At 56.9% G+C, this 13,570-nt stretch carries 14 protein-coding genes; 3 read left to right on the forward strand and 11 right to left on the reverse strand.

Features of this window, described 5'->3' with window-relative positions:
* The first annotated feature begins 39 nt into the window (after positions 1–39).
* Positions 40–1,170 carry a 23S rRNA (uracil(747)-C(5))-methyltransferase RlmC gene (gene rlmC / locus ACA108_07415; protein ID XEX97323.1) on the forward strand — a complete coding sequence of 377 codons (1,131 nt, stop codon included), beginning with the start codon at positions 40–42 and terminating at the stop codon, positions 1,168–1,170.
* A gap of 90 nt (positions 1,171–1,260) precedes the next feature.
* On the opposite strand, the gene artJ is transcribed toward rlmC, so the two are convergent.
* The 6 genes from artJ to ACA108_07445 form a co-directional block, all read right to left on the reverse strand.
* Positions 1,261–1,992, reverse strand: coding sequence for an arginine ABC transporter substrate-binding protein ArtJ (artJ, locus tag ACA108_07420; protein XEX97324.1), 732 nt, complete (start codon positions 1,990–1,992; stop codon positions 1,261–1,263).
* A 153-nt stretch (positions 1,993–2,145) separates the two neighbouring features.
* Positions 2,146–2,814 carry an arginine ABC transporter permease ArtM gene (gene artM, locus ACA108_07425; protein ID XEX97325.1) on the reverse strand — a complete coding sequence of 223 codons (669 nt, stop codon included), beginning with the start codon at positions 2,812–2,814 and terminating at the stop codon, positions 2,146–2,148.
* Positions 2,814–3,530 (reverse strand): arginine ABC transporter permease ArtQ, encoded by a 717-nt coding sequence (artQ, locus tag ACA108_07430; GenBank protein XEX97326.1) that lies wholly within the window; start codon positions 3,528–3,530, stop codon positions 2,814–2,816. Before artQ ends, artM begins: the two co-directional genes overlap by 1 nt.
* 9 nt (positions 3,531–3,539) lie before the next feature.
* On the reverse strand, positions 3,540–4,271 hold the full coding sequence (gene artI, locus ACA108_07435) for an arginine ABC transporter substrate-binding protein ArtI (protein XEX97327.1): 732 nt from the start codon (positions 4,269–4,271) through the stop codon (positions 3,540–3,542).
* Between the two features lie 20 nt (positions 4,272–4,291).
* A complete protein-coding gene (gene artP / locus ACA108_07440) occupies positions 4,292–5,020 on the reverse strand; it encodes an arginine ABC transporter ATP-binding protein ArtP (GenBank protein XEX97328.1) in 729 nt (242 codons plus the stop codon).
* Positions 5,021–5,248: 228 nt separating this feature from the next.
* Positions 5,249–5,773: a lipoprotein gene (locus ACA108_07445; protein ID XEX97329.1), complete on the reverse strand. Its 525-nt coding sequence runs from the start codon at positions 5,771–5,773 to the stop codon at positions 5,249–5,251.
* A 108-nt stretch (positions 5,774–5,881) separates the two neighbouring features.
* Here ACA108_07445 and ACA108_07450 point away from each other — a divergent pair, with 108 nt between their 5' ends.
* Entirely contained in the window at positions 5,882–6,202 is a 321-nt protein-coding gene (locus ACA108_07450) for a heavy metal-binding domain-containing protein (GenBank protein XEX97330.1), read from the forward strand.
* Positions 6,202–7,047 carry an N-acetylmuramoyl-L-alanine amidase gene (locus tag ACA108_07455; GenBank protein XEX97331.1) on the forward strand — a complete coding sequence of 282 codons (846 nt, stop codon included), beginning with the start codon at positions 6,202–6,204 and terminating at the stop codon, positions 7,045–7,047. The genes ACA108_07450 and ACA108_07455 overlap by 1 nt, the downstream gene beginning before the upstream one ends.
* Before the next feature lie 2 nt (positions 7,048–7,049).
* Here ACA108_07455 and ACA108_07460 read toward each other — a convergent pair whose 3' ends face one another.
* The 5 genes from ACA108_07460 to hcr form a co-directional block, all read right to left on the reverse strand.
* The gene (locus ACA108_07460) at positions 7,050–8,066 is read right to left on the reverse strand and encodes an NAD-dependent epimerase/dehydratase family protein (protein ID XEX98046.1); all 1,017 of its coding nucleotides are present in this window, start codon (positions 8,064–8,066) and stop codon (positions 7,050–7,052) included.
* Positions 8,067–8,165: 99 nt separating this feature from the next.
* Positions 8,166–9,617 (reverse strand): DUF2867 domain-containing protein, encoded by a 1,452-nt coding sequence (locus ACA108_07465; GenBank protein XEX97332.1) that lies wholly within the window; start codon positions 9,615–9,617, stop codon positions 8,166–8,168.
* A 17-nt stretch (positions 9,618–9,634) separates the two neighbouring features.
* Positions 9,635–10,636 carry a low-specificity L-threonine aldolase gene (ltaE, locus tag ACA108_07470; GenBank protein ID XEX97333.1) on the reverse strand — a complete coding sequence of 334 codons (1,002 nt, stop codon included), beginning with the start codon at positions 10,634–10,636 and terminating at the stop codon, positions 9,635–9,637.
* 138 nt (positions 10,637–10,774) lie between these two features.
* Positions 10,775–12,496 carry a ubiquinone-dependent pyruvate dehydrogenase gene (gene poxB / locus ACA108_07475; protein ID XEX97334.1) on the reverse strand — a complete coding sequence of 574 codons (1,722 nt, stop codon included), beginning with the start codon at positions 12,494–12,496 and terminating at the stop codon, positions 10,775–10,777.
* A 102-nt stretch (positions 12,497–12,598) separates the two neighbouring features.
* A complete protein-coding gene (hcr, locus tag ACA108_07480) occupies positions 12,599–13,567 on the reverse strand; it encodes an NADH oxidoreductase (protein ID XEX97335.1) in 969 nt (322 codons plus the stop codon).
* Positions 13,568–13,570: the final 3 nt, after the last annotated feature.

Consider the following 13,570-nt stretch of genomic DNA (forward strand, 5'->3'; position numbering starts at 1 on the left):
GGTGGTACACTCTGCGCTCCCCCGTTTCAGGATTTCATTATGCATTGCGCGCTTTATCAGGCCGGTCGCTGCCGCTCCTGCCAGTGGATTGAACAGCCGGTCACCGATCAGCTCACCGCGAAGATGAACGATCTTCAGCTATTGCTGAAGGATACGGCGGTTAAAGAGTGGAGTGATCCGGTCAGCGGTCCTGAACAAGCGTTTCGTAATAAAGCCAAAATGGTCGTCAGCGGCAGCGTGGAAAAACCGCTGCTGGGCATGCTGCATCGCGACGGCACGCCCGAAGACTTAACCGACTGTCCGCTTTATCCCGCCTCTTTCCAGGCCGTATTTACCGCGCTTAAACCTTTTATTGCCCGCGCCGGGCTGACGCCTTACAACGTCTCGCGCAAGCGCGGTGAGCTGAAGTATCTGCTGCTGACGGAAAGCCAGCTGGACGGTGGCCTGATGCTGCGCTTTGTCCTGCGCTCCGAAGCCAAGCTTGAGCAGCTGCGCGCCGCGCTGCCGTGGCTGCAACAGCAGCTTCCGCAGCTGAAGGTTATCTCCGCGAATATCCAGCCGGTGCATATGGCAATTATGGAAGGAGAGCAGGAGATACCGTTAAGCGAACAGCGGGCGCTTGAAGAGAGCTTCAACGGTGTGCCGCTGTATATCCGTCCGCAAAGCTTCTTCCAGACAAACCCGACGGTAGCCGCCTCGCTGTATGCGACGGCCCGCAGCTGGGTCAGTGCGCTGCCGGTAAAGCACATGTGGGATCTGTTCTGCGGCGTGGGCGGCTTTGGCCTGCACTGCGCAACGCCTGAGATGAAGCTGACGGGGATTGAAATTTCGCCGGAGGCTATCGCCAGCGCGCGCCAGTCGGCGGACAGGCTGGGGCTAAAAGACATTCATTTTCAGGCGCTGGACTCTACCCGGTTCGCGACTGAGCAGAGCGACATGCCCGACCTGGTGCTGGTGAATCCGCCGCGTCGCGGTATTGGCCAGGCGCTGTGCTACTTCCTCAACAATATGGCCCCGCAGCACATCATCTATTCAAGCTGTAATGCTCAGACCATGGCCCGGGATATCGCCTCGCTTTCCGGCTACCGGGTTGAGCGCGTGAAGCTCTTAGATATGTTCCCGCATACCGCGCACTACGAAGTATTGGTGCTGCTGGTGAAGGTGGCCTGAATGTTCTGCAGATGCCGGATGGCGCTACGCTTATCCGACCTACGTTCTGAAGGGCGGATAAGCAGCGCGTCATCCGCCGTTAGCTAATCTTTACTGCGGGAACCACTGCTGGCTGATTTTCTGGTACGTTCCGTCGGCTTTAATGGCCGCCAGCGCGTCATTCAGTTTTTTCAACAGAGCCTTATTATCCGGACGTACCGCAATGCCCAGGCCGGTGCCGAAGTACTGCGGGTCGGTGACGTGCTCGCCCACCGTGCCCAGCTGCGGATTGGTTTTCAGCCACTCGTTGACCACGGCGGTATCGCCGAACACCCCGTCAAGACGGCCATTTTTCAGGTCAATAATCGCGTTCTGGTAGCTGTCATAAGAGACGGTTTTAATCTCCGGATGTTTATCCTGCAAATACTTCTGATGTGTAGTGCCGTTCTCCATCCCGATACGCTTGCCCTTCAGCTCATCCAGCGACTTAAACGCGCCTTTTTTTGCAATAACCACTGCGGAGTTGGCGTAATACGGATCGGTGAAAGCAACCTGCTTGCTGCGCTCGGGGGTTATGTCCATACCCGAAATAACAGCATCGTACTTACGGAACTTCAGCGACGGGATGAGGCTGTCGAAGGCGTGGTTGGTAAAGGTACAGTCGGCCTGCATCTGTTTGCATAATGCTTTGGCGAGATCGATATCAAACCCGACGATCTGGCTGCTGGCGTTCAGCGATTCAAAAGGCGGATAGGTCGCCGAGGAACCGAAGCTGATTTTATCTGCGGCGGCGGTGCTGAATGCGGTTGTTGCGAACATGGCGGCCAAAAATAACTTCTTCATAGGTGCTGCTCCCGTCTGTCGTGTTGTTATGAAATCGTCGTTTCCCGACGTCAGATAACCTTGCCAGTGCGTGAATTTATATGCAATAAAATTGTATATTTATATTTACCGGGATAATAAAAAGGCGGGGAAATCCCCGCCTTGTTTTGCCGTTTAGCTCCGCCGTTCAAACGCCAGCGCCCGGCGTTCTATCAGCCGCATTAGCAGCGTCAGAATACCGTTGACCACCAGATAGACCAGCCCCGCTGCGCCAAACACCATGACGTCGTAGGTACGGCCATACAGCAGCTGGCCGTAGCCCATCACTTCCATCAGCGTAATGGTGTAGGCCAGAGAGGTACTTTTGAACACCAGCACCACTTCGTTAGAGTAGGAAGAGAGGGCGCGCTTAAATGCATAAGGCAGCAAAATTGCCAGCGTGTCTTTCTTGCTCATCCCCAGCGCACCGCAGGACTGCCACTGCCCTTCCGGAATGGCGCGAATCGCACCGTAGAACAGCTGCGTGGTGTAGGCGGCGCTGTTCAGCGACAGGGCAATCAGCGCGCATAGCCACGGCTCGGAAAGCAGGTGCCACAGCGCCGGGTAGTTCTGAATCGAAGGGAACTGGCCCGGCCCGTAGTAAATCAGGAAGATCTGCACCAGCAGCGGCGTGCCGGTGAACAGCGTGATATACGCACGGACGATGTACACCAGCACCGGCGTTTTCAGCGTCAGGATGATGGTGAAAATCAGCGCCAGAATCAGCGCCACCACGATGGAGGCAGCGGTCAGCGTCAGGCTGGTATGCAGCCCTTTCATCAGCTCCGGTAAATACTCAAGCATCAGCCCGGTCTCCTTTCAAAGCGAGTGGCGCGCAGATCGATACGCTTAAGGATGTACTGGCTGAGCAGGGTAATCACCAGGTAGATAGCGGCGGCAATCACGTACCAGGTAAACGGCTCCTGGGTACGGGTCGCAATACTTTTGGTTTGCAGCATCAGGTCGTTCACGCTGATAAGTGACACTAACGCGGTATCCTTCAGCAGCACCAGCCACTGGTTTCCCAGGCCGGGGAGCGCGTGACGCCACATCTGCGGCATCACCAGGCGGAAGAAGATAGCGACTTTCGACAGCCCCAGCGCCTGGCCGGATTCCCACTGCCCGACGGGCACCGCTTTTAACGCGCCGCGCAGCGTCTGCGAAGCGTAGGCGGAATAGAGCAGGGAGAGGGCGATAACGCCACACAGGAACGGGCTGACGTCGAAGTTCTCGATCTGCATCTGAACGGGAATTTGGGCAAATCCAAGGTTCAGGGTAAAGCCGTCCGACAGGGTCAGCAGCAGCTGAGAAGAGCCGAAGTAGATAAAGAGGACGACCAGAATTTCAGGCAGCCCGCGCAGCACGGTGACCAGCGCGGAGCCGACCCATGCTACGGGACGCCAGCTGGCGGACTCCCAGACGGCAAAGATCATCGCCAGCGCAAGGCCGATGACCAGTGCACAAACGGCAAGGCCGACGGTCATCCCGGCGGCGCTTGCTAATGGAAAAATTTCGTTCATTCAGGCGGCTTACTTCTGGAACCATTTTTTGTAGATGGTCTCGTAGGTCCCATCCTGCTTCACTTTGGCAAGGGCGGTGTTGAACTTCGCCTGCAGGTCAGTGTTGCCCTGACGAACCGCGATGCCCAGACCGGTGCCGAAGTAGCCCTTATCCGTCACTTTGTCACCAATCGGTGCCAGCTTCGGTTCGGCTTTCAGCCATTCGGTCACTACTGCTGTGTCACCGAATACCGCATCGATACGCCCATTTTGCAGATCCAGCTTCGCGTTCTGGTAGCTGTCGTAAGGGACGGTGGTGATTTCCGGATGTTTATCCATGATGAATTTCTGGTGCGTGGTGCCGTTCTGCACGCCAACTTTCTTGCCTTTCAGTGCGGAGATATCGGCAACTTTGCCTTTCTGGCCCACGAAGAGCGCGGAGTTGTCATAGTACGGGCTGCTGAACAGCACCTGCTTTTCTCGCTCTGGCGTGATGTCCATACCGGCCATGACCGCGTCGATACGGCGGAATTTCAGACTTGGGATCAGGCTGTCAAAAGACTGGTTAGAGAAGGTGCAGGTCGCCTCCATCTCTTTACACAGGGCGTTAGCCAGATCGACATCGAAACCAACGATTTTGTTGCTGGCATCCATGGATTCAAACGGAGGGTAAGACGCTTCTGTGGCAAAACGAATGGTTTGTGCCGCCGTGGCGCTCAGGCTCAAACCGGCAAGCAATGTGGCAAGCAAAACTTTTTTCATTGTCATTTTCCCGTTCAACATCAGTGTGATAAATAGAATTTAAACGCATCGGTCTGTGGATTAGCAAAGCAGCTCGCGTCACCCTGCTCCACGATATGGCCATTTTCCATATACACCACGCGGCTGGCGGTTTTACGCGCCACTTCCACTTCGTGCGTAACAATGACCTGAGTAATGTTGGTTTCTGCCAGTTCGCGAATGATGCTGACGATCTGCGCGGTGATCTCGGGATCGAGCGCGGCGGTTGGCTCATCAAACAGCAGGATCTGCGGCTCCATCATCAGCGCACGGGCAATCGCCACGCGCTGCTGTTGACCACCGGACAGGTGCAGCGGATAGCGATCCATGTACGGTTTCAGGCGCAGACGTTCGAGAAGCTTATCGGCACGGGCGCGCGCCCGATCTTTGCTTAACCCCAGCACGCGGCAGGGCGCTTCGATCAGGTTCTGCACCACGGTCAGGTGCGGCCACAGGTTGTACTGCTGGAACACCATGCCAACGTTCTGACGCAGTTCGCGAATCGCCTTATCGCCGGGCGCTTTCACGAAGTCAAAATGATTACCCGCAATGTTGAGCTGGCCGGATTTCGGCATCTCTAGCAGGTTCAGTACGCGCAGCAGCGAGCTTTTGCCCGCTCCGCTTGGCCCAAGCAGCACCAGCGTTTCGCCATGCGGGCACTCAAGGGTGATATCGAACAGCGCCTGATGCGCGCCGTAAAAGCAGTTTATGCCGTTTAGTTGAATGCTCATTCGTTGCGGGTTACATAGCAATTGAGGCCGCAAAGATTACCTTTAACAGAATAGTTATGCAATCTTTGTGCGTGAAAACTTAAAAAACAACCGGGATCTATACTTAAAAGTAGCACAAAATAGCGGGGCGGGATGGGGGTAAGAATAAATGTCGGCGTTATGCATAAACTCCAGACTATTTATAGGGGTTATGAATTTAACCCCTTTACGATTGCAGCGGCGTGTCGATCAGTTGGTTTCAATGGCCTGACGGAGGGTGCCGGAAGGCGCATGGCTGTTGTTGCCCAGGTAACGCACGTCGTCCACGGCCCAGCACTGCCCTTCGCGGATCATCAGCACTTCATCCTGCCAGTTAAGGCTACCTTTGCTCAAGTTCACGCGAAGCGGAATGTTGCGTGCATCGGTATTCGGAATGGTGGAGGCAGAAGCAACGTCCGCCTTGTCCGCCCCGTCCGCGCTGCTGGAGAAGATATTGCCGCGCATAAAGGCATTTTGAGCATTAGGGGAGGCGCTGGCTTTCTGCAGGTCCTGAGCGAGCGCATCGCTGAGGTACGGACGCATTCCGGTCAGCGCGGCGGTACCCTGCGCTTTATGGGCAATCTGGTAGTCATAAAACTTCTGCGCCACGGTATCCGGGCCGCCGTCAATGCACGAGCCGCTGCGGGTGCCAATATCTTTATAAGCAGGAGTCACTGTCGTACAGGCCGAGAGAATCATGGCGCACGGCAGAAGAACCAAAACGGAGCTGCGCATTTTTATTTCCTTATTTTTTGCTGGAGGTCTACCTTAGCATAGCGTATCGCTGTCAAAATGCGTGACAGACCGTGCGCTAAGATATTGATCCAAAGAGAGGAGAAGGCAATGCAATTTACAACAACCCCAACCCTGGAAGGGCAGAGCATCACGGAATACTGCGGTGTGGTCACCGGGGAGGCTATTCTTGGGGCCAATATTTTCAGAGATTTCTTTGCGGGTGTACGCGATATCGTAGGCGGGCGCTCGGGTGCCTACGAAAAGGAGCTGCGAAAAGCGCGTGAAATCGCGTTTCGCGAACTTCAGGAGCAGGCCGAAGGCCTGGGGGCCAATGCCGTCGTCGGTATCGATATTGATTACGAAACCGTGGGCAAAGACAGCAGCATGCTGATGGTCAGCATTACCGGCACCGCAGTGAAAACCCGCTGATGAATGGTCGTATTGCCGCGCTGCTGGTCGCCACGTTGCTGGCGGGCTGCGCCAGCGAGAAGGACAGCGTCGAAAAGGTCATCGTCGATAAGGGCAGCTATAAAATCGACGCCAGCCGCCGGGCGCAAGCTGCTTACCCGCGTGTAAAAGTGTTGGTTATTCATTATACCGCCGATGATTTCCACGGCTCGCTGACCACGCTGACCGGCGCCAACGTTAGTTCACACTATCTCATTCCCAATACCCCTCCGCTGTCCGGCGGCAAGCCGGTAATCTGGCAATTGGTGCCTGAAAGCGAGCTTGCATGGCATGCAGGTGTCAGCTTCTGGCGTGGCGCAACCCGTATCAACGATACTTCGATTGGTATTGAGCTGGAGAACACCGGCTATACGCGCCACGGCAGCGTAAAACAGTTTTACCCGTTTAACGCCCCGCAGATAGACGTGCTGGAAAAGCTGGCGAAAGACATTATCGAACGCTATCACATCGCCCCGCAGAACGTGGTGGCGCATGGTGATGTTGCTCCCCAGCGCAAGGTCGATCCGGGCCCGCTCTTCCCCTGGCAGCAGCTGGCGGAAAAGGGCATCGGCGCCTGGCCGGATGCAGCACGCGTAGCTTTTTATCTTAACGGGCGCGATCCATACTCCCCGGTGGACACCGCAAGCCTGCTGGATTTGCTGTCGCGCTATGGTTATCAGGTGAACAGGGGGATGACGAAGGCAGAGCAGCGTAGGGTGATTAGCGCCTTCCAGATGCATTTTCGCCCGGCGCTGTATAACGGCGTGGCGGATGCACAAAGTCAGGCGATTGCAGAAGCGCTGCTGGAAAAATACGGGCAGGGCTGAGGTCAGCCCTTCTGGCGATGCAGCGTACCGTGGTCTTTCAGCCACAGCGCGGTACGGCGAATACCTTCATCAAGGGAGACGACAGGCTGGTAGCCCAGCTCCGTTTCTGCCCTTGTCGTATCCAGCGTTAAATCGAAGTTCAACTTAGAGACGCCGTAGTGCGTCAGCGCCGGTTCGCGGGACTCTTTATTGCCAAATTTTTCCATGCCGCGAGCGATGATATCCAGCATCGGGTAGGGCACGGAGCGAATACGACACTCAATGCCCAGTTCAGCAATCAGCTTCTGCACGATGGTGCGCAGCGGACGCGCTTCCATGTTAGTAATGTTGTAGGCGCGGCCAGACGGCAGGTTATCCTGACAGGTTGCCAGCCACATCGCATGTACGGCGTTTTCCAGATACGTCATATCTACCAGCGCGTCTCCCCCACGCGGCAGCAGCACGCTGCCGTAGTGGCGCATCATCTGCACCAGGCGCGGGAAGAACACTTTATCGTGCGGTCCGAACAGGCTTTGCGGACGCAAAATAGTGAAGCGCGTGTGCGGGTTTGCCTGCGACAGCAGCTGGATCACCTCTTCGCTGGCGGCTTTGCTGCGGGCGAATTCATTGGCGAAGCGGACCGGGCGAAAATCCTCGCTGATGTTGCGGTGGTGGTGGTAATCAAAATAGAGCGACGGGGAGGAGATGTGAATGAAGTTGCGCACGCCCCAGGCCACGGCCCATTCGCCCAGCCGGCGGGTGGCGCGCACGTTAGCCAGATCAAAGGCCTGTTGGGTTCCCCAGGGAGAGGTAAAGCTCGAGCAGTGCCAGAGCGTGTCGACATCCGCCAGCATCACTTTTGCCTGCGAGGAGACGAGCTCCGTCAGGTCGGCATGGACAAACTCTGCGCCCATTTTTTGCAGCAGCTTGCCCATGGCCTCGTTGCGGCCCGTGGCCCGTACGCTTATGCCTTTGGCCCGCAGATATTCGACCGCGTTTCGGCCTAAACCGCTGGTGGCGCCCGTGACCAGTACCTTCATGTCGACCAACTCATTTTGATTGAGATTAACGCTGCGCATTTTTCCGTGAAACGGCAGCGCTTGCAATGAATAAAAGAGTAAGAGCAGTAAGAATAAGAACTAAGGATACGCCTTGTGCGAACATTGTTCGGCTAATTTTACAATTCTCCGCGCCATCCCCTTAAAAATGAACAGATGGGCGGGGATCATCACAAGCCAGTAGAACAGCCCTGCGGTGCCGTGCGGATGCCACCACGCCCGAACGTCCAACGTTCGCTTATCGCCTTTATCATTCAGCGTGAAGGTCAGCCTGCCAAGTCCCGGAGCTTTCATGCCAAACAGCAGCGCCAGCTCCTTTTGCGGTTCGACAATAATGACTTTCCAGCTATCCACTGTATCGCCCACCTTAAGCATCGGATGAGCCGGGCGGCCCTTAGCCAGCCGGTGACCAACCAGCAGATCCATAAACGCGCGGGTTTTCCAGAGCGCATTGCCAAAGAAATAGCCCTCTTTGCCTCCCAGCTGGTTTACCACTTCCCAGATAGCCGCAAGGCTGGCGCTGGTTTCTACGGTGCAGCCCGCCTGTTTCGGGAAGAAGCCGTACTCTGGACGCCAGCGGGCGTAGGCCTGCGCATCGTATCCCCAGTCCTGAGAGTTGGCTAATTTGTGCTCGTCGGCAAGCGTTGCGCGCACCGCGTCATCGAACGAGATGAGCTGCTGCGGGATCAGCGCTCTCAGCTCACGATCGTCCGCCAGCAGATCGTGTTTAAGCCCCTGGATCAGCGCCTTCGCGGTCGTTGGCGGCACGGAGGTGATCACATTCAGAAACCAGACGGAGATCCAGCTGGTGGGCAGCGGCACCGGAATCAAAGGGCGGCGGCGTCCGCTGATAGCCATGAACTTTTCAAACTGCTGCTGGTAGCTGAGCACCTCCGGTCCGGCGGCTTCAAATAGCCGGTTTTCCTGCGAAGGATGCTTTAACAACGTAACCAGATAATAAAGAAGGTTTTCCAGCGCGATGGGAGTTGTTCGCGATCGCACCCAGCGCGGCGGCGTCAGGACAGGCAGGTTATAGACCATGTCGCGCATCACTTCAAAGGCCGCCGAACCAGCACCGATGATAATCCCGGCCCGCAGTTCGGTAAGCGGCACGCCGGAATCCCGCAGAATATCCGCTGTGAGCTGGCGGGCGCGCAGGTGGTCAGAACTCCGATCGCCGTTGGGCGCCTGGAGCGAGCTTAAGAAGATAATCTGTTTTACGGGCTGACCGGCGAGCGCGTCGCGCAGATTTAGCGCCGCCTGCCGTTCATGGGCCACGAAGTCCGGCCCGTCACCCATGCTATGCACCAGATAGTAGAGCGTATCCACGCCCGCGAGCAGCTCGGGGAGGTGGTGTGGCCACTGTAAATCTACGTGGCGACACTCGACGCCCGGCCACTGCTGCTTCTTCAGCCACTCCACACGGCGGGCAGCGGCCACAACCTGATGCCCGGCTTCAACAAGCTTCGGCACCAGATGCTGGCCAATATACCCGCTTGCGCCAAGTACGAGAATTTTTTGCGGCTGCGTCATCTTCCCTGACTCCCTTTTCAGCGTTGTGCGAAGGCGCGCCAGTGGTTAACCACTTCGGCGAGCTGCTGGCGGCTGACATCAATGTGTGTGACAAGACGAGTAACGGCTCCAGCGCTCATCAGTACGCCACGCTCGCGCATAAACTTGCCGAGGCTATCGGTCTCTTCCGCTGGCACGCGAACGAAGACCATATTGGTATCCTGGCGGCTGACATCGACGCCGATTTCACGCAGCTCACCAGCCAGCCAGTGGGCGTTGGCATGGTCTTCTTTCAGTCGCTGGACGTTGTTCTCCAGCGCGTACAGCCCTGCCGCCGCCAGAATTCCCGCCTGGCGCATCCCGCCGCCAACCATTTTACGCCAGCGAATAGCGCGCTTTATGTAATCGTGGCTGCCCACAAGCAGTGAACCCACCGGCGTACCCAGGCCTTTTGACAGGCAGATGGTGAAGGAGTCGCAGTAGCGCACAACTTCTTCCAGCGTGCAGCCATACTCAACCACGGCGTTAAAAATACGCGCGCCATCGATGTGCAGAGCCAGGTTGTGGTTGCGGGTGAATTCCCACGCTTGTTGGAAATATTCGCGAGGAAGGACTTTGCCGTTGTGGGTGTTTTCAAGGCTGAGTAATTTTGTGCGGGCAAAGTGGATGTCGTCTGGTTTGATTTTTGCCGCGACTTTATCAAGCGGCAGCGTGCCGTCCTGACTGGCCTCTATGGGCTGAGGCTGGATGCTGCCCAGTACGGCGGCACCGCCAGCCTCGTAGAGATAATTATGCGCCAGCTGACCGACGATATACTCCTCGCCGCGCTCGCAGTGGCTCAGCAGGGCAACGAGGTTGGCCTGCGTGCCGGTTGGCAAAAACAGAGCGGCCTCTTTACCGCTGATTTTTGCGGCATACGCCTGCAGTTCGTTGACCGTCGGGTCATCACCGTAGACGTCATCGCCGGTCGGCGCGGCCATCATACGTTCGAGCATGGCTCTGGAAGGGCGGGTTACGGTGTCGCTGCGCAGATCTATCACGGTAGGTTCCTGAAAAGTTAATAATATTGGCCGGATAAACGAAGTGCCATCCGCCGCGGGATTTTGTGTTGTAGGGTGGATAGCGCTCACGCTTATCCACTCTACAACACTTATCAATATCCACAGTAACCCAATGTTTTACCGGAACCAGTTGGTTTTCGCCAGCTCCAGCACCTCATCTCCCCGCCCGCTGATGATAGCGCGCAGCATATAAAGGCTGAAACCTTTAGCCTGTTCGAGTTTTATCTGCGGTGGAATAGCGAGTTCGTCTTTGGCGACCACGACGTCTACGAGCACCGGGCCGTCAATGCTGAAGGCGCGCTGTAAGGCGTTATCCAGCTCGGCCGGATCTTCTACCCTGATACCGGTAATGCCACAGGCGTTGGCGATGTTCGCGAAGTTGGTGCTGTGCAGATCTGTGCCATCCGTGAGATAGCCACCGGCCTTCATTTCCATCGCCACAAAGCCCAGCACACTATTGTTAAAGACGACGATTTTAATCGGCAGCTTCATCTGTACCACGGAAAGAAAATCGCCCATCAGCATGCTGAAGCCGCCGTCGCCGCACATGGCGACGACCTGGCGGTCCGGCGCGGTGGCTTTCGCCCCAAGCGCCTGAGGCATGGCGTTCGCCATGGAGCCGTGGGTAAAGGAGCCGAGCAGACGACGCCTGCCGTTCATTTTCAGATAGCGTGCGGCCCAGACGGTCGGCGTACCCACGTCGCAGGTGAAAATCGCGTCCTCATCGGCGTACTTGCTGATTTGCTGGGCGACGTACTGGGGATGAATGAGCTTGCCATCGCCAAGTTTTGCCAGCTCGTCCAGCCCTTCGCGCGCTTCACGATAGTTATCCAGCGCTTTATCGAGGAAGCTGCGATCGGTTTTCTCTTCCAGCAGCGGGAGGAGGGCCGCGAGCGTAGCTTTGATATCGCCAACCAGCGCCATATCCACCTTACTGTGCGCCCCGATGCTGCCGGGGTTGATATCAATCTGAATAATTTTCGCATCCGTTGGGTAGAAGGCGCGATACGGGAACTGGGTGCCGAGCAGGATCAGCGTGTCGGCGTTCATCATGGTGTGGAAGCCGGAGGAGAAGCCAATAAGCCCGGTCATGCCGACATCATAAGGATTGTCATATTCGACGTGCTCTTTGCCGCGCAGGGCGTGAACGATCGGCGCTTTCAGCATGGCGGCAAACTGGATCAACTCTTCGTGCGCACCCGCGCAGCCGCTGCCGCACATCAGCGCAATATTGTCGTTATAGCGTAAGAGCTGGGCGAGCTTTTGCAGCTCCTGGTGGGCAGGCACTGTCACCGGTTGCGGTGCCGGATACCAGTGAGTGCTGGCGTTTTCAGGCGCCGGTTTTAACGCCACGTCCCCTGGAATAACCACCACGGAAACGCCACGGTTGAGCACGGCTTTACGCATGGCAATGGCCAGCACCTGCGGGATCTGTTCCGGGGATGACACCAGCTCACAGTAGTGGCTGCATTCGCGGAACAGCTCTTCGGGGTGCGTTTCCTGAAAGTAGCCGCTGCCGATTTCGCTTGAGGGAATATGTGCTGCGATAGCCAGCACCGGCACGCGGTTGCGGTGGCAGTCGAAAAGGCCGTTGATCAAGTGCAGGTTGCCCGGGCCGCATGACCCGGCGCAGACCGCCAGCTCGCCCGTGATATGGGCTTCTGCGCCAGCGGCAAAGGCAGCAACCTCTTCATGACGCGTCGGCATCCATTCAATGGTGCCCATCTTGTTAAGGCTGTCGCTGATGCCGTTGAGGGAATCCCCGGTGACGCCCCAGATGCGTTTCACTCCTGCGCTTTCGAGTGTTTTTGTCAGATAGCTGGCTACGTTCTGTTTCATCGTTTCTCCTTGTCACGATTCAGTTACCGTTAACAAGCTTAGTCAATGAAAAGGAGGTGACCGTGCAGAAAGTGCCACCCGTAGCGGATGGCATGATGGAGATCAGGCGAGGACTAAATCACTTTGTGGATGGCAGGAACAGGCCAGAACGTAGCCGCTGGCAATTTCGGCTTCGGTGAGCGTCATGGTGCTGCTGACCGTGTAATCGCCGGACTCGACCCTGGTTTTGCAACTGCCGCATACGCCCGCGCGGCAGGCGGCATTTACCGGCACGCTGTTGCTTTCCAGCGCGTCCAGCAGCGTGGTGCCAGCCGGAGCGTAGAACTCACGCATTGGTTTAAGGGTGGTAAATTTCAGACCACTCTCAGCGGGTGCGGCAACGGGGGTGAAGAATTTCTCCTGATAAAACTCAGTTACGCCAAGTGCCTTCACCTCTTTTTCTACCAGATCCATATAAGGCGCCGGGCCGCAGGTCATGACCGTACGGGAGGCGATATCGGGAACGGCGGCAAGAAGTTCACGCGTTAAGCGTCCGGCGATGAAGCCGTGTGCCGCATTATTTTCGGCCACCAGGGTAACCGGATAGTGACGCCACTCGTCGGCAAAGATGACGTCCTCCGGGGAGCGCACGTTATAAATCACCTGCACGTCCGCCTGAGGGCGATGTTTTGCCAGCCAGCGGCGCATCGACATAACCGGCGTGACGCCGCAGCCAGCGGCCATCAGCAGATAGCGGTCGGTGGTTAGCGGCTCGCAGGTGAACTCCCCCTGGCCCTCCGACAGCCATAAGTCATCACCCACTTTCACTTCCTGAGTCAGCCAGCCTGAGCCTGCACCACCTTCGATGCGGCGTACGGTCAGCGTCACAAACGGGCTGAGGCCCGGCGTCGAGGAAAGGGTATACGCGCGCAGCGTTTCATCGCTGTTGCGAATACTTACTAATGCGTACTGCCCGGCCCGGTAAGGGTAGAAGTCGTGGTTGATTAACGACAGCGTCCAGACGTCCGGCGTTTCCTGATGAATGTGATGCACCTGCATGCGGTACGGGCACAGCGGCGTAGGCATAGTCATGGC

It is taken from the genome of Dryocola sp. LX212, assembly GCA_041504365.1.
Lineage (GTDB): Bacteria > Pseudomonadota > Gammaproteobacteria > Enterobacterales > Enterobacteriaceae > Dryocola.

What these genes read in the sequence shown, in the direction of transcription:
- artP (XEX97328.1), bottom strand. Translation starts at nt 5,020, where the DNA reads ATGAGCATTCAACTAAACGGCATAAACTGCTTTTACGGCGCGCATCAG.
- ACA108_07450 (XEX97330.1), top strand. Translation starts at nt 5,882, where the DNA reads ATGCAATTTACAACAACCCCAACCCTGGAAGGGCAGAGCATCACGGAA.
- ACA108_07460 (XEX98046.1), bottom strand. Translation starts at nt 8,066, where the DNA reads ATGAAGGTACTGGTCACGGGCGCCACCAGCGGTTTAGGCCGAAACGCG.
- hcr (XEX97335.1), bottom strand. Translation starts at nt 13,567, where the DNA reads ATGACTATGCCTACGCCGCTGTGCCCGTACCGCATGCAGGTGCATCAC.
- poxB (XEX97334.1), bottom strand. Translation starts at nt 12,496, where the DNA reads ATGAAACAGAACGTAGCCAGCTATCTGACAAAAACACTCGAAAGCGCA.
- ACA108_07455 (XEX97331.1), top strand. Translation starts at nt 6,202, where the DNA reads ATGAATGGTCGTATTGCCGCGCTGCTGGTCGCCACGTTGCTGGCGGGC.
- ACA108_07445 (XEX97329.1), bottom strand. Translation starts at nt 5,773, where the DNA reads ATGCGCAGCTCCGTTTTGGTTCTTCTGCCGTGCGCCATGATTCTCTCG.
- artI (XEX97327.1), bottom strand. Translation starts at nt 4,271, where the DNA reads ATGAAAAAAGTTTTGCTTGCCACATTGCTTGCCGGTTTGAGCCTGAGC.
- artQ (XEX97326.1), bottom strand. Translation starts at nt 3,530, where the DNA reads ATGAACGAAATTTTTCCATTAGCAAGCGCCGCCGGGATGACCGTCGGC.
- artM (XEX97325.1), bottom strand. Translation starts at nt 2,814, where the DNA reads ATGCTTGAGTATTTACCGGAGCTGATGAAAGGGCTGCATACCAGCCTG.
- rlmC (XEX97323.1), top strand. Translation starts at nt 40, where the DNA reads ATGCATTGCGCGCTTTATCAGGCCGGTCGCTGCCGCTCCTGCCAGTGG.
- ACA108_07465 (XEX97332.1), bottom strand. Translation starts at nt 9,617, where the DNA reads ATGACGCAGCCGCAAAAAATTCTCGTACTTGGCGCAAGCGGGTATATT.
- artJ (XEX97324.1), bottom strand. Translation starts at nt 1,992, where the DNA reads ATGAAGAAGTTATTTTTGGCCGCCATGTTCGCAACAACCGCATTCAGC.